The organism is Paenarthrobacter sp. MSM-2-10-13 (assembly GCF_011605365.1).
GTDB lineage: Bacteria > Actinomycetota > Actinomycetes > Actinomycetales > Micrococcaceae > Arthrobacter.
On sequence record NZ_JAAOXO010000005.1, the window covers coordinates 125653 to 145688 of the forward strand.

16 protein-coding genes are annotated in these 20036 nt (G+C 61.3%); 8 read left to right on the forward strand and 8 right to left on the reverse strand.

Features of this window, described 5'->3' with window-relative positions; all coding sequences use genetic code 11:
• Nucleotides 1-4 precede the first annotated feature (4 nt).
• Entirely contained in the window at nucleotides 5-1345 is a 1341-nt protein-coding gene (locus HAV21_RS12540; protein WP_166841941.1) for an MATE family efflux transporter, read from the reverse strand.
• Nucleotides 1346-1386: 41 nt separating this feature from the next.
• Between HAV21_RS12540 and HAV21_RS12545 the strand changes: the two genes are divergently transcribed.
• Together HAV21_RS12545 and HAV21_RS12550 are read left to right on the forward strand one after the other, a co-directional pair.
• Nucleotides 1387-1977 carry an antibiotic biosynthesis monooxygenase gene (locus tag HAV21_RS12545; RefSeq protein WP_142937386.1) on the forward strand — a complete coding sequence of 197 codons (591 nt, stop codon included), beginning with the start codon at nucleotides 1387-1389 and terminating at the stop codon, nucleotides 1975-1977.
• Between the two features lie 64 nt (nucleotides 1978-2041).
• Nucleotides 2042-2476 carry a DoxX family protein gene (locus HAV21_RS12550; RefSeq protein ID WP_166841942.1) on the forward strand — a complete coding sequence of 145 codons (435 nt, stop codon included), beginning with the start codon at nucleotides 2042-2044 and terminating at the stop codon, nucleotides 2474-2476.
• A 165-nt stretch (nucleotides 2477-2641) separates the two neighbouring features.
• Here the strand turns inward: HAV21_RS12550 and aztD are convergent, their stop codons facing one another.
• Nucleotides 2642-3955, reverse strand: coding sequence for a zinc metallochaperone AztD (gene aztD / locus HAV21_RS12555; RefSeq protein WP_208096766.1), 1314 nt, complete (start codon nucleotides 3953-3955; stop codon nucleotides 2642-2644).
• A 299-nt stretch (nucleotides 3956-4254) separates the two neighbouring features.
• Between aztD and HAV21_RS22475 the strand changes: the two genes are divergently transcribed.
• The 6 genes from HAV21_RS22475 (at nucleotide 4255) to HAV21_RS12585 (ending at nucleotide 14077) form a co-directional block, all read left to right on the forward strand.
• Nucleotides 4255-8616: an SGNH/GDSL hydrolase family protein gene (locus HAV21_RS22475; RefSeq protein WP_166841943.1), complete on the forward strand. Its 4362-nt coding sequence runs from the start codon at nucleotides 4255-4257 to the stop codon at nucleotides 8614-8616.
• Between the two features lie 94 nt (nucleotides 8617-8710).
• Nucleotides 8711-9043: a PEP-utilizing enzyme gene (locus HAV21_RS12565; RefSeq protein ID WP_142937378.1), complete on the forward strand. Its 333-nt coding sequence runs from the start codon at nucleotides 8711-8713 to the stop codon at nucleotides 9041-9043.
• Nucleotides 9040-9603: a hypothetical protein gene (locus HAV21_RS12570; protein WP_142937377.1), complete on the forward strand. Its 564-nt coding sequence runs from the start codon at nucleotides 9040-9042 to the stop codon at nucleotides 9601-9603. The genes HAV21_RS12565 and HAV21_RS12570 overlap by 4 nt, the downstream gene beginning before the upstream one ends.
• 61 nt (nucleotides 9604-9664) lie before the next feature.
• Entirely contained in the window at nucleotides 9665-10639 is a 975-nt protein-coding gene (locus HAV21_RS12575; RefSeq protein WP_166841944.1) for an acyl-CoA thioesterase, read from the forward strand.
• A 220-nt stretch (nucleotides 10640-10859) separates the two neighbouring features.
• Nucleotides 10860-13424, forward strand: coding sequence for a LuxR C-terminal-related transcriptional regulator (locus tag HAV21_RS12580; protein ID WP_243753275.1), 2565 nt, complete (start codon nucleotides 10860-10862; stop codon nucleotides 13422-13424).
• A 41-nt stretch (nucleotides 13425-13465) separates the two neighbouring features.
• Nucleotides 13466-14077, forward strand: coding sequence for a response regulator transcription factor (locus tag HAV21_RS12585; RefSeq protein ID WP_166841946.1), 612 nt, complete (start codon nucleotides 13466-13468; stop codon nucleotides 14075-14077).
• Here HAV21_RS12585 and HAV21_RS12590 read toward each other — a convergent pair.
• The 6 genes from HAV21_RS12590 to HAV21_RS12615 all read right to left on the reverse strand — a co-directional run bounded on the left by HAV21_RS12590 (nucleotide 14074) and on the right by HAV21_RS12615 (nucleotide 19988).
• On the reverse strand, nucleotides 14074-15453 hold the full coding sequence (locus HAV21_RS12590) for a UDP-glucose/GDP-mannose dehydrogenase family protein (protein ID WP_166841947.1): 1380 nt from the start codon (nucleotides 15451-15453) through the stop codon (nucleotides 14074-14076). The genes HAV21_RS12585 and HAV21_RS12590 overlap by 4 nt on opposite strands.
• 69 nt (nucleotides 15454-15522) lie before the next feature.
• Nucleotides 15523-16446: a nucleotidyltransferase family protein gene (locus HAV21_RS12595; RefSeq protein WP_166841948.1), complete on the reverse strand. Its 924-nt coding sequence runs from the start codon at nucleotides 16444-16446 to the stop codon at nucleotides 15523-15525.
• Between the two features lie 33 nt (nucleotides 16447-16479).
• Entirely contained in the window at nucleotides 16480-17445 is a 966-nt protein-coding gene (locus HAV21_RS12600; RefSeq protein ID WP_166841949.1) for a GDP-L-fucose synthase, read from the reverse strand.
• On the reverse strand, nucleotides 17442-18479 hold the full coding sequence (gene gmd, locus HAV21_RS12605) for a GDP-mannose 4,6-dehydratase (RefSeq protein WP_142937370.1): 1038 nt from the start codon (nucleotides 18477-18479) through the stop codon (nucleotides 17442-17444). The genes HAV21_RS12600 and gmd overlap by 4 nt, the downstream gene beginning before the upstream one ends.
• Before the next feature lie 44 nt (nucleotides 18480-18523).
• A complete protein-coding gene (locus HAV21_RS12610) occupies nucleotides 18524-19750 on the reverse strand; it encodes a glycosyltransferase family 4 protein (RefSeq protein WP_142937369.1) in 1227 nt (408 codons plus the stop codon).
• A gap of 67 nt (nucleotides 19751-19817) precedes the next feature.
• Nucleotides 19818-19988: a hypothetical protein gene (locus HAV21_RS12615; protein WP_166841950.1), complete on the reverse strand. Its 171-nt coding sequence runs from the start codon at nucleotides 19986-19988 to the stop codon at nucleotides 19818-19820.
• Between the last annotated feature and the right edge of the window lie 48 nt (nucleotides 19989-20036).

Genomic DNA, 20036 nt, shown 5'->3' on the forward strand with positions numbered 1-20036 from the left:
CAGTTTAGTGCGAACCCAGCACCATCCACCGATCGGTCCGCGCGCGCAGCCCCAAAGTCACGCCGCGGGCCAGCATGTAGCCCAGCGCAAACGCGGCCCACAACCAAAGGAGCCCCGCCTCGCCGTCGGGCTTTATCTGGTGAATCGCCACCAGCAACGGCAAATAGACCACCAGATTTACGACGCCGGCAATCGCCAAATAGCGCGCGTCGCCAGCACCGATGAGCACTCCGTCAAGGACGAAGACGTAACCTGCCAGCGGTTGTCCCACCGCGAGGACCCACAGTGCGACGGTGAGGGCGGAGCGAACGCCGGCGTCGGACGTGAAGAGGTATCCGGCCCACGGAGCCGCAATGGCCAAGAGTGCGCCGGTGATCACACCGAACCCGAGGCCCCAGCGGATCATGGTGCGGGTGAGTTCACGGACGCGTTGGGCGTTCCGGGCGCCCAGTTCCTTGCCGATCAGGGCCTGTGCGGCGATCGCGAGGGCGTCCAGGGCAAAGGCGAGGAAGGAGAAAATGGTCATGGCCAACTGGTGTGCCGCCAGGTTCACTGCGCCCTGGGCAGTCACCACCAGGACAGTTGCGAGGATGGCCAGGCGGAGACTCAGCGTACGCAGCATGAGCCACGAACCCACTTTGGTCATGGCCCGGATGCCATGCCAGTTGGGCTTAAGGGACACCCCGTGTTGCCGCGCGTTCCGGCTGACCATCACCAAGTAGACGGCGGCCATGGCCCATTGTGCGATGCTCGTGCCGATCGCGGAGCCAGCCACGGACATATTCAGTCCGTACACGAAGAACACGTTGAGGACGATGTTCACGGCGAAGCCTGCGGTAGCCACCACCAGCGGTGTCCGGGTGTCCTGCAATCCACGGAGCACGCCGGTACCGGCGAAGATGAGGAGCATCGCGGCCAGGCCAGGCATGGACCATCGCAGGTAATCGACGGCGAACTGGCGAACCTCTCCAGTGGCTCCCATGGAGCCAACCAGCGGCTCGGCCGCAACAAAACCAGCCACGGCGAGCGCAAGCCCAAGCAGCAGTGCCAGCCACACGCCGTCGCGCCCTGCTGCCAATGCCTTCCCCAATTTGCCGTCGCCGATCGCCCGGGCCACCGCCGGCGTCGTTGAATACGCCAGGAAGACCATGAGCCCTACGGCGGTGTGCAGGATGGTAGATGCGAGGCCGACACCTGCCAGCTGGTCGACGCCCAGGTGCCCCACTATGGCGGAGTCAGCCAGCAGGAACAGCGGCTCGGCAATGAGCGCACCGAAGGCGGGGACGGCCAGGCGCAGGATCTCGCGGGCGTTGGAGCGGGTGGGAGCGGTTGTGGTTTGTGGCACTAAACAAGCCTAGTCCGCCGCTGGCCGGGTACATTTGGGCCGTGTCACACGAGCATCCCGTTACCGTTTCCGTCGCCCGCACTATCCTTCCGGGCTACACCCGCCAAGCCAACGCGTGGGCCCACGCCGGCCAGGAACTTGCCCGCGAGTGGCCGGGATATTTGGGGTCGGGCTGGGTGCGCAATGGGGTGGATTCCACGGAGTGGCACATGCTTTACCGCTTCGCCGATGCCGATTCGTTGCAGGGGTGGGAGGACTCCGAGGAACGCCGCTGGTGGATCGACAGCGCCAGGGACATGATGGAGACCACCCGCGTGGAGCGGCACACGGGGATTGAGGGCTGGTTCTCTCGTCCCGGCGACGTCTCCGTGGTTGTGCCCGAAACTGTGGTTCCTCCGCGTTGGAAGCAGGCCATCAGCATCTTTCTGCCGTTTTTCCCGCTCAGCCTGTTGGCCAATTTCCTGCTGCACCCCTTGACGCAGGATTGGCCGCTGGTGTTCGCGGTGCTCCTTAACATCGTGATCCTCACGCCGCTGATGACGTACATCTTCCTACCGATCACCACCCGGCTGCTGCAGCCGTGGCTTCAGGCGAAACCGCGCCAGAGGCGGGGGCTCACGCCGGGCAGCTGAGGCTTTGGTCATAAAAAGCCTCAATTAGTTGACACTTCAACCTTTTTTCGGAAGGGTTGACGGTATGAACAAGACCAGCTTGACCACCACAGCCCTGACCATCCTGCGCGTCATTGCAGGATTTCTCTTCGCCGCGCACGGTTGGCAGAAGTTCAACGAATTCACCATCGCCGGCACACAGGCATCGTTCGCCCAAATGGGTGTGCCCGGCGCCTCGGCAGTAGCCCCGATTGTTGCAGCACTCGAGCTGGTGGGCGGCGTCGCGCTGATCATCGGACTCCTGACCCGCGTCTTCGCCGCCCTCCTGGCCGTCAACATGCTCGGCGCCCTGTTCCTGGTACACGCCCCTGCCGGCATTTTCGTCGGCAACGGCGGCTACGAACTTGTGCTGCTCTTCGCCGGCGCCGCGTTGGCCCTAGCGCTGGCCGGCGCGGGCAGGATCTCGGCCGACGCCGCCCTGTTCGGCCGCCCCGGCTCCAAGCTCCGCGTCCTGGCCTAGTCACCCCACCCCCCGACACCCCACCCCCCCGACGCTCTCTCACATAACAGCCCCAAAACACCGGCGCTCTCTCACTTCCTTCAGAAAAGTGAGAGACCGTCGGCGTTTAAGCAGTGGGATGTGAGAGAGCGTCCGGCTTAAGGGCCCGGGATGTGAGAGAAGGTTCTAGCCCGTGACGCCGGTCAGCTCGTTCGGCACATGCTCCAGCTGAGCAGACTTCTTCACCTTGCCGGTCTTCAGGTCCACCGCGTGGATGGTGCTGGTGGCTGGTTCGGTGACGAACGCCGTCGAGCCTTGAACGAAGAGAGTGGGACGCGGGTCCTGCCAGGTTGCGGACTCCTCCCACGCGCCCACCACCGGGATGGTGGAGGTGATCGCTCCGGAGATCGGATCGATCACCCGCAATCCACCGTCAGTGCCGAGTACCAGCGCCTCGCCAGCCGGTCCGCGGCCCAGCGAACGGAAGGAGTAGCTGGTGCCGATGTCCACCAACTGCATCGCGGCGGTTTGGGTGTTGACCAGCGAGATCCGGGTTGGCCGCTCCGGCTTGGCTGACTTGTCTACCTTGTAGTCGCCCAGGATCACTGGGGACTTTTCCGAGCCTGCCTGGTTTCCGAGTCGCCCATACGAATCCGGACTGGCCACCTTGGTGATGGCACCATCCTTGTAAATCAACATCCCGTTTTCGCAGCCCACCACCACGGCTTCACCCGCGGCAACAGCTTCACCGTGAACGCCGGGGCAGTCCTCATTACGCGCAATTTCAGTGCGTTCCTGTCCCTTTCCCGCAGAGAGCACCGCAATTCCGGAGCGACTCTCCTCGTTGCCCAAGGTCACCAGCAGCTTGCCATCTTCAAGTTCCACGGCCACGCCGTGATGCGCCTCGGGCGTGGTGTAGACGTCGGTCGAAGGCAGTTTTCCGTCCTCCGCGGCAGCGGCCAGAGCAGAGGTCTCGAAGCTCTCCACCTTGCCGGAGCCGTCGTTGAACAGCACGGTCTTACCTCCGTGCAGCACCACGTGGCCGGCCTTGTCCGCCGCAAACGCCAACTCAGTCAGCTTGGGCTCCGCTGTGTAGTGGTGGCTGTGATCGCCGTGCGGTTCGGTCCAGGCACCCGCGTCGAAGAGCCGGAAGGCATCGCCGGTGGATACGAAAACGTGCCTGCCGTCACCGGCCGGATTCAACCGGTTGAAACCGGACATTTCCGCACTTCCCACCTGCTCAAGCGAGGCCGCGTCCAGTACCGCAATGCCGGCGTCGTGGGTATAGACGAGCCGCGGAGTGGGGGCGCCGGCCTCCTTCGCACTGGGAGTTGAGGCGGCCGAGGGCGTTGCATCGACCGCGTTGCCCACCGAGCCGCCGGGAGTGGCGCAGGACGCCAGCAACAGAGCAGAAAGTCCGACGGCGGCGATCGGCAGGGCGCGGAGGCGGCGGTTGCGCGGGGCTAGGACAGGGGACATGAAGGTGGGGTGATGAGGCATGAGTTAATGATATTGATTCTCATTTATAGAGCAAATCGATGCTGGGGTGACGCTGTCACACTTCACGACAATGAACACAAAACAACAAATACTCCCGTCAATTCCTTGACTCGTGATTTCAAACACTGGTAAACATGTCCCACCGGGCAAGCGTTTTCCAGCTGCTCCACTCTCATCCCTCAGCCGGCGGCCTCCCTCCGCCACACCACCATGGATGCGCCTCCCGGGTTGATGAAACGATACAAAGTCCGACAGTGTGGCCGGTACTCACCCCCACGCGTCATCAAAGGAGATGTTCGGTGAAACACCCCCCTCAACGCGCGGTCAGAACAGGCGCAACCGCCCTGACTGCCGCCGTCGCCTCGGCTGCCCTCGCCTTTACAGGGCTCCCTGCAGCGCATGCCCAAACGCCGCTTCCCCCAGCCGGAAGCGGGTTCAAGTTCGACTTTGGCCCCGGCGCCGTGGCCGACGGATACACGCAAGTGAACGCAGGCAGCGCCTATAGCCCCACCGCGAAGTTCGGTTTCACGGACACCGCCGTCACCTCCGGGACTGACAGGGGCACCACGGACTCCCTGCGCAGCGACTTCGTCCAAGCTCAGGGCAGCTCCTTTCAAGTGGACCTTCCCAATGGCGACTACACCGTGAAGCTCATCGCCGGCGACGCAACGGAAGCCACCAACACCGCCATCACGGCCGAGAAAATGGCCAAAGTGCAGGCCACCGACAAGCCGGCCGGCCAGTTCCTGGAAATGGAATTCCCCATCTCCTTGGTGGACGGACAGCTCAATCTGGACATCACCGGAACCGCCGCCAAGATCAACTCGCTGGTCATCGCAGCCCGCGCTCCCCGCACGGCAACAACGGACCCGGGTGTTTATTTGGCCGGCGACTCCACCGTGCAGACGTACGACCCCGGCTACGCACCCCAGGCGGGGTGGGGCCAAATGATCGACCGCTACCTGGACGACAAAGTCCCCGTATACAACCACGCGATCGGCGGCCGTAGCTCCAAGAACTTCATCAGCCAGGGCCGCCTTGACGAGATCCTCCGCGTCATCAACCCCGGCGATTACCTCATGGTCCAGTTCGGCCACAATGACGCAACCATCGGCGTCGACGACCGCTACGCGTCCCCGGCAGACTACAAGGAATACCTGCGCACTTACGTCAACGGTGCCCGCCAACGTGGCGCCACCCCCATCCTGGTGACCCCAGTGGGGCGCCGGGACTTCGACGCCGCCACCGGCAAGTTCCGCGTCAGCTTCCCGGAGTACGTGGACAAGATGAAGGAACTCGCGGCAGAAGAGAACGTGGCACTGGTGGATCTGTCCGCCCTCAGCCGCGGCTACTACGACCAAATCGGACCGGAAGAAGCCAAGTCGGTCTTCCTCCATGTCGACGCCGGTGTGTACCCCGGGCGTCCGAGCGGCACCGCTGACGACACCCACTTCCAGGAATACGGCGCCATCCAGATTGCCCGCCTGCTCGCCGGCGGCATGAAGCAGCTCAACGTTCCGCTGGCGTCGCGCGTCCAGGAGGTCACGCCGCCGTCGAACGTTCCTGCCAAGCCGCAAGGCCTGGTTGCCGGCAGCGTCTCCAACGCCGGCGCCCTGCTCAAATGGCAGCAGGTAGAGGGAGCGGACATTTACAAGATCTACCGCAAACTGTCCACTGAACCGGACAGCGCCTACAAGTTGGCCACCACCTCCACCATTCCCACCACCAACCTGAACGGCCTCGCTGAAGGCACCGCCTACACCGTCCGCGTGGCAGCAATGAACGGCAAAGGCCTGTCCGAGTACAGCGATGCGTTGGCCTTGACCACCAAGCAGGCCACGTACAAGTTCGACTTCGGACCAGTCGGCGCGCCGGTGGAGGCCGGTTACACCGAGGTCAACCGCACCATGGCGTACTCTGCCGAGCGCGGTTATGGCTTCAAGGACATCACGGTCCTCAGCGATCGCGACCGCGGCGCAACCACCACCAACCTGCTCCGGGACTTCGTCCTCAGCGGCGCCAGCTTCGAATTTCAGCTGGACGTCCCCAACGGCACGTACGCCCTGAAGACGTACCACAGCGACTGGATCGGCTCCACGCGGACTGACATCGCCGTGGAAGGCAAGGGCTTCGGCACCGTCACCTCCGGCAAAGCCGCGTCCGCCACCAAGGTCATCAACGAGGTCCTGGTAACCGACGGTCAACTCAACCTGAGCATCAGTGGTTCCGGCCAGCGCCTCAACGGGCTCGAAGTAACCCCGCTGCTGGTTGGCCCCACTAACCTCAAAACCACGTCCGTTGACGCAGCCGCCCAGCCGCCCGTCGTCGGACTTTCCTGGGATGCTGTTGGCGACGCCGCCAGCTACCGCGTCTTCCGTCAGGCACCCTTCGAGACGTCAGCGCAGCTGATTGCAGAGAACGTCGCCGACCCCGCGTTTTCGGACACCACCGCCACAGCGGGACTGCCCTACAAGTACTACGTCACTGCCGTAGACCGCACAGGCCTGGAGTCCGTCCCGTCCAACACTTTGGACGTACCGCTGATCGACCCCGGAACTGCAGCGCCCGCCGCACCGGGGAAGCTGAAAACCAAGAAGGTGGAAAAGACCAGCGTTTCGCTTCAGTGGGGCGAGGTTAAGGGCTCGACGGCGTACCTCGTCTATCGCTCGACGGCAGCTGACGGGGCATTCACCTACGTAGGTAAAGCCGACGACAAGAAGTTCACCGACACCACGGTCCTGACCACCATCAAGTACTACTACCGGGTGACGGCCCTGAACGCCGGCGGGGAATCGGCTCCGTCTGAAACCGTCGGCACCGACGACGTGGTGGTTCTGGACCGCCAGATGGAGAAGCTGGACCGGGCACCTGTCGCGATACCCACGGCAGAGGGAATCCGGATCGGCTGGCGCATGCTCGGCCTCGATGAAGACAAGATCGGCTTCGACGTTTTCCGTGACGGCAAGAAGATCACGTCCTCACCCGTCACCAACAGCACCAGTTACCTGGACACCACCGGAACCGCGGCCTCGAAGTACGTGATCAAAGTAGCCGGCGGTGGAAACAGCGGCGAAAAGGAGACCAAGGAATTCAGCCCCCTGGCGCAGGACTACCTGGCCATCAAACTGGATAAGCCAGCCGACGATTACACCAAGGACGGGCAGCCCTACAGCTACTCGGCCGGTGACGCCACGGTTGCCGACCTCGACGGCGACGGCCGGTACGAGGTCATCCAGATGTGGTCTCCGTCCAACTCCAAGGACAATTCTCAGGCCGGGTACACGGGCACCGTTTACGTGGACGCCTACACCATGGATGGCACCAAGCTCTGGCGCATCAACCTCGGCCAGAACATCCGTGCCGGCGCGCACTACACCCAACTCCTGGCCTACGACTTCGACGGCGACGGCAAGGCTGAAGTGGCCATGAAGACCGCCGACGGGACCCGGGACGCTGCTGGTACCGTGATCGGCAATGCCAACGCAGATCACCGGAACAGCAGCGGTTACGTCCTTACCGGTCCGGAATTCCTGACGGTCTTCCATGGGCAGACGGGCACCATCATGGACACCGTGGCGTATGACCCGCCGCGCGGTGACGTGGGCGCCTGGGGTGACACGTACGGCAACCGCGTGGACCGCTTCCTGGGCGCCGTCGCCTACCTCGACGGCGAGCACCCGTCCATGATGTTCAGCCGCGGTTACTACACCCGCGCAGTCCTGGCCACCTACGACCTGGTGGGCGGCAAAATCGTGAAGCGCTGGGTGTTCGACTCCAACGTTTCCGGCGATCAGTACCGGAGTATGGGCAACCACAACCTGTCCGTGGCTGATGTGGATGCCGATGGCAAGGACGAGTTCATCTTCGGCTCCATGACCATCGATGACAATGGCCAGCCGCTCTACACCACGGGCCTGGGCCATGGAGATGCCATCCACACCAGCGACCTGGATCCATCCCGTCCGGGCCTGGAAACCTTTGCAGTCCACGAAGACATGGCATCCAGCGGGAACCTTGGAGCCACCTTCCGCGACTCCGCCACAGGTGAAGTGCTCTGGAGCATTCCGGCGGCCAGGGATACCGGCCGTGGAGCCTCCGGAGATATCGACCCGCGTTACCTGGGCGCTGAAGGGTGGGCCGTTGGGGGCGACGCTGCGTGGAACTCCCCGGTAGGCGAACTTCGCTCAGCCAAGGGTGAGCTGCTCTCCACCAACATCCCGGCAGCAAACTTCCTGGCGTGGTGGGACGGCGATCTGCTCCGGGAAATCGTGGACCACGACTGGGACGTCGCAAGCAACAGCGGCACCCCGAGCATCAGCAAGTGGAACTGGAACACCCAAAACAGCGATCGCCTGCTGACGGCCACCGGCGCGCTGACCAACAACAGCACCAAGGGCAACCCTGCCATCCAGGCCGATCTGCTGGGTGACTGGCGGGAAGAAATTGCCTGGCGTTCCGCGGACAGCACGGAGCTCCGGATCTACACCACCACGTCCGGTACCGACGTCCGGCTCCGCACCCTGATGCACGATCCTGTGTACAGGCTCTCGGTTGCCCGCGAGAATATCGCCTACAACCAGCCGCCCCACCCGGGCTTCTATATCGGTGTGGGCATGGACGCTCCTTCTATGCCGAATATTGCATATACGGGAGGTCAGTGAGTCCGTCTCTTGAGGTAAGCACTGCCCCGGCGCCGCATAGTGCCGGGGCAGTGCTTATCGTCGATAAATGCTTTTCAGTGGTAGAAATAGCCAAATGATGACCATTCTTACCGGAGTCGGCGCCAGCACTGGTAGAGCCCTCGGCGCTGCCCGGCTCATCCACGGTCCCGACGAGTTCGGCCGCTTCCAGTCCGGCGATGTTCTGGTGTGCCGCACCACCGACCCCGCCTGGACGCCTCTCTTCGGAATGGCATCAGCGGTGGTCACGGAAACCGGCGGAATGTTGTCACACGCTGCGATCGTCGCCCGGGAGTTTGGGATACCTGCCGTACTGGGCGTCCGGGATGCGCTGGACCTGCTTGCCGATGGAGAACCGTTGGCCATCGACGGAGCCCAGGGGACAGTCAGCCTGATGGACGGAAAATGACGCACCTCACCTTGCACGCTGTCCGCCTCCTTGGTTTCGCTGACACACAGTCGGTGGCGGCCCGCTTCTCGCAAGACCCCGCGGTGGTGGAGTTCCAGCTCATCGACGCCGGGGTGAACGGCTTCGTTTCGCACAGTACTTTCGCTGGGGTCAGCGGTTGGTCGTTGTCCAATCTAGGGAGAAGCGAAAACGAGCGGTTGCTGGCGGAGGAACTGGACCGTGCGCGCGCACGGGACGCGGTGATGGCTGTCCACGCCGATTTCGCGGACATCAACACCGGCGTCGTGGAGGCCTGCAGCGCCGTCCAACTGCAAACGTCGCCCGGTGAAGAGGCCATGGATGTCCTGATAGGCGCCTTGGCGTCGTGGCGTCCACTCGAAGCGCAGTTATCCGGCGTGCTTCCTCGCTTTGAGGGCTACTCCCAGCGTCTGTTGCGCGCACTCAAGCTCGCTGTCCAGGACACAGCGTGGCTCACGGCCACCGACCGCGACTCCTTCCACCGGGTCTGGTTCGAACTCCATGAGGATCTCATCGCCACCCTCGGCATCCAGCGCGGGTAGGCACACCGCCGCCTTTGGACTTCGTCACGTAACAGAAACCTGGCGACAGTAAACTGCCACCATGAGCGATGATGCTGCCAACTCAGTGACCCTCCGCTTCCTCGCGGCCCCCATGGACGTAGGACACAGCGGGTCCGTCGACGCCGGGACCGTCCTTGAGTGGGTGGACAAAGCAGCGTACGCGGCAGCCGTTGGCTGGGCCAAGGCCTATTGCGTTACGGCTTACGTGGGAAATATCCACTTCACGGATCCCGTCAACAGCGGCGACATGGTGGAAGTGACCTCCACCATCGTTTACACCGGGCGCTCCTCCATGCACATTCACACCGTTGTCAGCTCACGGGATCCCAAAGGCGGCCCGGAGACCATGCACAGCCAGTGCATGGTCATCTTCGTTGCCGTCGGTCCGGACGGCAAGCCGATTCCCGTCCCGCAATATGAACCGTCAACAGCTGCGGAGATCGAGCAGCGCGATCACGCCCTGGCCCGCATTGAGGTCCGTGAACAGATCGTCAACGCGATGAACGCCCAGGAATATACCGACGCCGGGACCGCCGAGCGCGTCGTCCTGCGGTTCATGGCGTCCCCCACTGATGTGAATTGGGGCGGCAAGGTCCACGGTGGCATCGTGATGAAGTGGATCGACGAAGCCGCCTACGTGTGCGCCTCCCGCTACTGCGGCATGGACACCGTGGCGGTGTTCTCCGGCGGTGTCCGCTTCTACCGGCCCTTGCTGATCGGACACGTCGTAGAAGTGGAGGCGCGCCTCGTCTACACCGGCGCCAAGGGTATGCACATCGCGGTTCACGTCCGCTCGGGTGACCCTAAAACCAAGGTCATGAACCTCACCACCTATTGCCTCACGGTGATGGTGGCGCGCGACGAAACGGGGACGGCCGTTCCCGTCCCCGCCTGGGAACCAGTGTCTGACGAGGACAAGAAGTTGCATGCACATGCCCGCGAACTGCTGGAAATCCGTGGCCGGGCCCCGGGAAACCGGCTGCCGGACCATCTGCAGGACCGCGCTGGAAGCTAGGGCAGGCATTCCTTCTCCCCCAATGCCACGGCCTAAGTACCGGGGCGCCTTCGTCGTGCCTATGACTGGCGTGCAAATGTACTAAGGCCCCAACCGTTCCTCGACACGAATCAAGTCCTTGGCCCACTTGGAAGTTGTCAAGTAGAGGCACGGCTTTTTGGCGGCGTCACGTGGTCGAACAGCCGCCTCCATAAGGGGTCAGCAGTTGCATACACGGAAGATGAAATGTGTCCTGGACTACGTTGCCAAAGGTCTGGGTGTGAGAATCGTCGGGGCACCCGGCAGTGGCCGAACCAGTCTCCTTAAGAGAGTCGTTGCAAAACTGGAGGAAGACGGCGCCACTGTCTACACCATGTTCGCTGCTCCAGCGCTTGCTGCCGTGCCTTTTGCCGGCGTACTTTCCCTGGGCTTGGATCTTCGTTCCAGGACAATCGGAATTCTCGGCATCGTGGATCTTCTCTCGGTCCAGATGGCCAGGTCCGGGGCGCACCTGATAGCGATCGACGATCTCGAGAACCTGGACCGCGAGTCGTTGGCAGTAGTGGACGTGCTGCGAAGAAGGAGCAATGTCCCGCTGATTACCACCATGAATGATCGACCCTTTCAGCCCAGAACCTCAGGCTACTTGGGGAGCATTCCCGAAGCCACCGTCGCCCTGGCACCGCTGGAATATGACCAAATCAGCAAACTCATCACCGAAACCCTTGGGCATCCGGCGGAAGTGAATGTAGTTGCGACTGTTCTGACCAAATCCGGCGGCAATTTGCGGTTGGCGGTTCGCATCCTCCAGACCTCGGCCCTCAGCGGGCGCATCATTCTCAAGGACGGTCAGTGGTGCATGAACAGCCCCAAACTGATGAACGAACATCTCAACGGAACCGTGGAAGCCTTGCTCCAGGGTCTGCGGCCGGAGGAAGTCCGGGCTCTGAACAAGTTGTCGCTTCTGGGTCCCAGCCCTGTTGACCGATTGGTGGCAACTGTGGGTGAGGACATCCTCGATAACCTCGAATACAACGGGTTGATCTCTGTGATTCAAGGCCCGGAAGAAACCCTGCTTGCTGCTGTCTTTCCGCCGATAGTGGATGACTACCTTCGTGCCCACACGCTAAGCTCGCGGAGAATTCTCCAGAGCGCAGTCACTGATCACGTCATTGCAGGGCCAGGCGATCTCCCCACTCCGGCAGCCACAGATGACATGTTGTCGGCTTCGATTTCCAAGGTGCGCGCAGAAATGGGCAGCAACCACGCGGCCGCCACGCGATACTTCCAGCAGCGGCGCGACGCCTTTGAAGAGTTGTGCTACCAAAACTGGCAACGTGATCGCAGCCTGGCCAATGCTGTCGCGATCCTCAAATTCTATTGGGGAGCGCCTGCCAACCCGCATCGAATCCAGGAAGTTTTGCTCCAAACCGACTCCGACGGCGGTGAATTACCAGAGCTCTTTTTGTTCAGTATGTCTTTGGCTTGGTGGCAGTTCTCACACGAGAGGAACCTGCCCGGCGCAATCGGGACAATGCAGGCTCTGTCTTCCAAAGAACCGGGCCTGCGGCATGAAGCCGAAGGGGTCATCGCACTCCTTCACGCATCACAGAGCGGCATCCCCGGCGATCGGGACGAGGTTATAGGTGATCCCCCCAGGCGCGGACCACAAAGCGACATTCTCCCCATAATCAAGGGAATGCTGGAGCTCTATGAGCTCAACCCACAGAGGGCGCAGAGCGCTATGGACTCCGCCGAGGGAGCACATGGCTGCCAGCCTTTCGAGTCATTTATCCGCGGTATGGCAATGCTCTCCAGCGGCCGCGAAGAATCGGCCCTCGTCATGGCTCTCGAGTGTCGGGAAAGGGCTTTGCAGAATGTCGATCAGTTAGCCTTCGTCAGCCAGAGTTACATCGCAGCGCTTTCCCTTCTTCATCACGGTCTGTTTGACGAAGCCGAATATCTCATGGGGCGCGCCTTTTCCTTGGGCAAGCCTGGGTTTATCGTGGAGCCGTTGCACGTGGCCATGCTGCGCCTCTCCTCACTTCGGGACGCGGTGCCAGCGACTTCCTTGGGGATGTCGGCGGGATCCAACGCAGTGGATATTGGTGCGCTACCTGGTTTCGGCACGGGTTTGCACGACCTCGCCGCAAGCCGCCCCGCGAGCGCCAAAGCCTTCGACGAGCGAGCCAGCCGCATCATCGAAAAGTCACTTGCCCGTGGCTATGTCTACGAAGCCATGCACACGGGGCTTTTCGCGCTGGGACTGCTCCCGGGCCCGCGAGTCCGGGGTCTCCTCCAAAAAATTCTGGAGGACCGCTCCATGACAGCACACCACCAGCTCCTAACCATTGCGGATGCCGCCATAGCGATGGATCTACCCCGACTACGCCATTTACTGGACACCTACGTCTTGGACGGAGACACGTTTCAAGTGTCCATGCTTCTTCGCGGAGCAGAGCAGAGGTGCCAACTCAGCGGGGAGCCTGCTATTGCCAGCCAGATCAGAAGGGCAGCAAAGGATTTCGTTGCCCGTTTCGGTGTGGTGGGGACGTTGTTTGATTTCAGGTCCGAGCCTCCCGGCTCTTCCCTGACCATGAGGGAGATCGAAGTTGCCCTCGTCGCCGGGCAGCAGAGCAATCAGGACATCGCGGAGCAATTCGGCATCAGCATCCGGACTGTGGAGAGCCACATTTCCAACGCTCTGCGGAAGACCGATACCACCACTCGAAAACAACTGGCAGATCTCATTCGGAATGCACCCAAGCCCTTGACATCGGGCGCCAGTGACCCATCCCAAGTTTGAGGCTTCGGCCCGGAGTCTTCCTCAGCGCCCCACTATTTCACTTGACCCACAAGACAGGAGTCACGGAGTTGCCCCAGATACTTGTTGTCAGTACGCACCGGCAGTTCACTGCGCTGATCCATTGGGCCACTAACTCGTTGCCCGCCGTCTCTTCTGGTCGCGTGGCCGTGGTTGATGGAACGTTACCGGAGCTTGAAGCCGATGTGGTGGACCTGGTCCATGACAGCTACAGGGTGCTTGTCTACGGCGGTCTGCTCCACAGCTCGCGCGTCCTACGCCTGATGGATCTCGGCGTACGGGGCTACGTACCGGAAACAGCCACGCTGCCCGTCCTGCTTGCCGCGGTCAGGAGCATCGCCGCCGACGGAACACATTTGCCGTTTGATCCCACCACTGGCCGAAATCACGTCCCCCTAACGACTGCTGAGGAAGTGGCGGCCGATGCTTACTTCCTCACTGATGAGGAACTGCCGCGGATTGAAGTAGCGAAGCGACTGGGAATTGCCGACTCGACTCTCCGTAACCAACTGGCCTCGGTTCGACGAAAACTCGGAATCCCCCCGCAGGCCAGCCGCGCAGCAGTAGCCCGACGGTACCGCGCTACCGTGCGGCCGGCGGCACCGTCGAGGCAATCGATTGAGAGCCGCCTCTAAGCGGAGGGGCCGGAACTCATGTGGAGTTGCGGCTTTGGTTGGTCTTCTGTCGCCATGTTCGCCTCGTAGCGGCGACCGAGCGAACCAAGCGACCAGCCGGAATCTTCCCATTCCCGGACCTTGAGTATGTTCCGTCCGTCAATGATCTTCCGTGTCCCCGTTTGCGCGGAAAGAACCTCCGGCGTCAGGGCTTTGAACTCGTCCCACTCGGTAAGAAGAAGGATAAGATCTGCGTTCCTGACGGCATCTTCTGTGGAGGGTACGTAATTATGCTGAGGCGATCGCCGGGAGGCGTTGAGGTTGCCTGCCGGGTCATAGATCGATACCTCCGCACCCTCGTCGAAGAGCCTATTGGCGATGTCCAGGGCCGGTGAGTCCCGGACGTCGTCGCTGTTGGGCTTGAACGCAACACCAAGGATGGCGATCCTGCTGTGGGGAATCGAACCGAGCATCACGCGGGCCAACTCAACAGCGCGCTCTCGACGCCTCAAATTGATGCCGTCCATCTCGTCGAGGAATCGCATGCTTCGATCTAAGCCGAGTTCAGCTGCGCGTGCCTGAAGTGCGCGTATGTCCTTAGGCAAGCATCCGCCACCGAACCCAATGCCGGCGTTGAGGAAACGCCGCCCGATACGCGCGTCGAGGCCAATGGCATCCGCAAGCGTTCGAATATCTCCCCCAATGACCTCTGTTACCTCAGAGAAGGCATTGATGAAGGATATTTTTGTAGCGAGGAAAGCATTTGCAGCTACCTTGACCAGCTCTGCAGTCTCAAAGTCGGTGCTGATCAAGGGCACGCCTTCCCCGAGGGCGGTCGCATAAACCTGCCGCAACACTGACTCGTCCTCAGGCGATTCCACACCAATAACCAGCCTGTCCGGGGTCAAAGTATCTACTACTGCGAAGCCTTCCCTGAGGAATTCCGGATTCCACGCAACGTTCACTGTGACGCCGGGGCGTTTGTTGTCACGAACAAGGGTCTTCAGCCGCCTCGTGGTTCCCACCGGAACTGTCGACTTTCCCACAATAAGGGCGTCCCTGGTGATGTTTCGGGCGAGGGAGATGGTTGCCGCATCCACGAATGACATGTCGGCAGCACCTTCTCCGGGGCGCTGGGGAGTTCCCACGCCAATGAAGTGAACATCGCCCCACGCTCCTACTTCCTGATAAGAAGTGGTGAAGCGAAGGCGTCCGCTCTTCACATGCTTCCGAAGAAGTTCGGGCAGGCCGGGTTCATGGAACGGCAACAGTCCCTCTGAAAGCGACGCGACCCTTGCGGGGTCAATATCGAGACCAAGCACCTCAAAGCCAAGTTCGGCCATACAGGCGGCATGGGTGGCACCCAGATAGCCGGTGCCTATGACGGTGATTCGCATGAGTTCTCGCTTTTCAGAGTGACAAAGATGATCAAAAACTGTGGGGGCGGCCGCGCGGTGGGGCCCCGCCTATTTCTGGATGCGGGCGCGGATTTCGCGGACTTCCCGCAGGGTCTGGACGCCCTCGGTCAAACTCCGCCATAGTCGGCGAAACCTGAACGAGGTTTGCTGCCAATGGTTCATGTCGCGAAGGTCCAGGTCATGCCAGCTAATGGACTCCCGGGAGGGAACCAACGCCTGCCACAGCGCTGCCGGCTTCCTGGACCACGGAATCTCCATGAGGTGGAAGAGACGGAGAGTGGCAGACCTTTGCGCCGTCGTCCGAAGTACCCAATCAAAGGGCGGCTCACCAAGGTCAAAGGCCCGCGTTTCCGGCAACTCCGCAAACAACGGCCCCAGAGGTCCTATTGCCCCGAGTTCCAGTGCCCTGTCATAGTGCGCCTGCGGGGACTGCCTTATCTCCTGGAGGCAAAATGCGACGTCGTCGTGGAGGACCCCCTTTGCCGGACTTCGCAGGGCGTGCAGGAGGGTTACCAGGAGGGCGTCGTTGCGCGAAAGCGTCCAGGCGGGACGACCACCCAGCTCGATGCTTTGCCTGGCAGCCCAAAGGTGTTCGAAAACCTCAGACTCATCCTCGTAAAATCCGGGAAACCTCCAGTGGACGTCGATGTCGGAGGGCCACCCTGGGTTGATGAGCGTCGTTGAGTGATCAGGGAACGCCTCGGAGACTTCAGGGATTCTGGCCGCCCACCCCCGTTGCTCAAGTGCCTTTAACAGAGCCTTCAGGTCCGAGCGATGGAGCAGAATGTCCAGGTCCAGGGATGGTCTTACGGGACGTGCCCCCACTTTGGTCGCTGCTGGACCCTTGATCAGCAGCACCCGGATGTTGCATTCCGCCGCGACATGGGAAACCACTGCGGCAGAGAGCAGGATCGACTCAGTGATCCTGAGAACTTCCACCGGTGCTGGAGCTGCCGAGGTTGACGGGCTCATAGCCGCGAGCAGAACGTGAAGCGGCTTCACAAGCTAGTCCCTGAGGCCGTTTCGGTTCTCGTTGAACCAGGCGTAGGTGGACTCGAGCCCATCCTTCAAGGAGATGCCCGCGGCCCATCCGAGCGACTCCAGCTTCTCCACGTCCATCAGCTTGCGGGGCGTGCCGTCGGGTTTCGTCGCGTCCCATTCAAGGGCGCCCTCATAACCGACGACGGCGGCAACCAAGCCGGCGAGCTCCTTAATGGTCAGGTCCGCCCCGACACCGACGTTGACGTGTTCCGGACCGTCGTAGTTTTCCAGCAGGTGCAGGCAGGCAGCAGCCAAATCGTCGACGTGAAGAAATTCGCGGCGCGGTTCGCCCGTTCCCCAGTTTGTCACCGACTCATCGCCCCGAGCCCGGGCCTCGTCCATCCGACGAATAAGGGCCGGTAAGACATGGGAACCATGTGGCGAAAAGTTGTCTCCAGGACCGTACAGGTTGGTGGGCATGGCCGAAATCCACGGTAGACCGTACTGCCGACGTACAGCTTGGACGTGCATTATTCCGGAGATTTTGGCTATGGCGTACGCTTCGTTGGTTTCCTCCAACGGCCCTGTTAGTAGGTACTCTTCCTTGAGGGGCTGGGGTGCCAGCTTGGGGTAGATGCAGGATGACCCCAAGAACAGCAGCCGTTCCACCCCATATTCCAGGGCTGCATCCATGACATTTACTTGAATCCGAATGTTCTCAGTGAGGAAATCCACCGGGTACGTCTTGTTCGCAAGGATGCCGCCAACTTTGGCTGCCGCCAAGGCCACGTATCGTGGCCTCTCCTTCTCGAAGAACGCGAATACGGCAGTGCGGTCCTTGAGGTCCAGTTCCTTGGACGTCCGCCCGATCCTCTTCGTGAAGCCTTCAGCCGAAAGTTTCCGCCATAGGGCGGATCCCACCAAGCCTCCGTGCCCTGCAACATAGAAAGGAGAGGATCGATCAAGCCGTCCGGGGGTAAAGGCCGTCATCGGGCGAGTGCCTTCCAGGACTGCAGATCCACGGCATCGATCCACGGGTTTCCTCCGTGCTGCAAAGCTTCAATGTCGGCGTCCACCATGAGGCGGGCCAGCTCCGGCGTCCTGACAGTCGGTTCCCAATCCAACTTTTCCTTGGCTTTGGAGTAGTCGCCAATGAGCGCTTCAACCTCTGTAGGACGAAGGTAACGCTCATCAAAACGAACGTAGTCTTCCCATTTCAAACCAGCATGTTCAAACGCGGTCTCAAGAAAGTCCTTGACCGTATAGCCCTCATTGGTGGCCAGCACATAGTCATCGGGCTCGTCTACCTGAAGCATGCGCCACATGCCCTCGACGTACTCCGCGGCATACCCCCAGTCGCGAACAGCTTGAAGGTTGCCCATGTACAACTCGGACTGTTTACCTGCCTTGATGGCTGCCACGGCACGCGTAATTTTGCGCGTAACGAATGTCTCTCCACGGCGTGGTGATTCATGGTTGAACAGGATGCCGTTGACGGCAAACATCCCATACGCTTCCCGGTAGTTCTTCGTCATCCAGTAGCTGTAAACCTTGGCCGCGCCATAAGGAGAACGCGGATAAAAAGGAGTGGCCTCGTCCTGCGGCGGCGGGGTAGCGCCGAACATCTCGGACGAGGATGCCTGGTAGAAGCGGGTTTCGATTCCGGCCATGCGCACGGCCTCCAGAAGCCGGGTTGTACCAATTCCAGTGGTGTTGCCGGTGTGCTCCGGTTCGTCGAAAGAAACCCGCACATGGGACTGGGCGCCCAGGTTATAGACCTCGTCAGGACGGATATCAGCCAGTAAAGTCACCAGCCGGGCGCCATCGGAAAGGTCACCGTAATGGAGGAAGAGGCGTGCTTTGCTGTTATGCGGATCCACGTAAAGGTGGTCGATCCGGGACGTATTAAAGGTTGAAGAGCGGCGGATCAATCCGTGCACCTCATAGCCTTTAGAGAGCAGGAGTTCGGCGAGATAAGAGCCGTCCTGCCCCGTAATTCCTGTTATTAGCGCTTTCTTGGCCAAGGTCTTTCCTTCTCTTCGTACAGATAAATGAGGTAAATCCCGTGTCAGCGCAGTCGCTTTCGCGACGCCAGATCGCTCAACCACTCGACGTAGCTCTCCACTGCCACCTCTTCGGTAAGAACCCTGTCGCTGTACTGCCGGCCTGCAGCACCGAAGTCTTTGGCGGTTTCAGGGTCCTTGCGGAGACGCTCGATGGCTGCCACCAGGTCTCCGGGTGATCCGCACTCAGCCCGGATCCCGGCCCCTGCGGCCAATAACTCGTGGGCTGTTGCGCTGCCTGCTTCAGTGGCGGCAATAATCGGAAGACCGGTCACGAAGTAACTCGTCAGCTTGCTCGGCACTGACATCTCTTTGACACCCGGGCGCTCGTTGACCAGCAGGACGTCGGCGGATCGGAGCGCCTCGGAGTAGTCGCGGTCCGGAAGCGGCTCCAGGAACTGCAGCCTGTCGATGCCCACACCTTTGGATTCGAGGGTTCGCCGCTGGTTACCGTTGCCCAGCAAGACGAAACGAACATCGCTTCCGCTACGTCCAGCCAGGCGCGCGGTATCAATGACGTTCTCCAACCCCTGCTTGACCCCCATATTGCCCGCGTGGAGTGCTACGAAATCCGTTGCCGCCCAGCCAAATCGTTTGCGGGCGGCCGTTCTGTCAAAAGAATGGTGGTGTTGTACGTGCGTCCAGTTTCGAATGACGCGGACACGGTGGGCGGGCACCCTCAGGTCATTGACGACGTGATCGCGGAAACGTTCGTGAATCACACTGACTCCGTCCGCGGAGCTGAAGATCGCGGCTTCGAGGCGCTTCATGATGGAAGCCAGCGGGGAACGCGAATCGCCCGTTTCTTCCATGCCCTTGCTGTAGAGGTCCTGGACCCAGATGCCAACCGGGACACGAAAAATGCGTGCCCGAACAATAGCGAAAGCCGCGGAGAAAAGGGCAGGGCTGACTACGAGGACCACATCCGGGCGGTCCCAACGCTCAAGCACGGTGCGGACTCCGAACGTAATCTCCATGAGGAGGCGGCTCAGTCCGTTGGGTCGTCTAGGGACGCTGGACCGTAGTCGCTTAACAGGCACGCCGGCCAAATTCTCTTCCATGGAGAGGCCGGTATAGCCGTCGGCGATCTTCCATTCGGGGTAGTGGGGGTAGCCTGTCAGCACTTTGACGGACACCCCGCGCCTCGCCAGCCCTTGGGAGAGTTTGGTGGTGTACGGAGCGTTTCCGCTGGGTTCCGGGGCATAGTTCAGACCCACAATCAGCGCTTTCATGAGCCCTCCCCGCTCGGGCAGAAAGTCATTGCCGGAACGGATGTCCATTGCCGAGAAAATGTGCGCGTCACAGGGGTGCCACGGGCCATCGGCCAAGCAGCAACGGCCCGAAGATGGTCACAAGATGCCCCATGACGATGCCCGCAATCAAAGCGATGCGTCGTCCCTTTCCGTAGGCCTTGGGTTGGGGCTCAGCCGGGATATCCAGGCCAGCGTGAATAACCGGGCTTTGAGTCACCGGTTGGTGTTGCACGGCATGGACGTGGCTAATAAGCGATGGTGAACA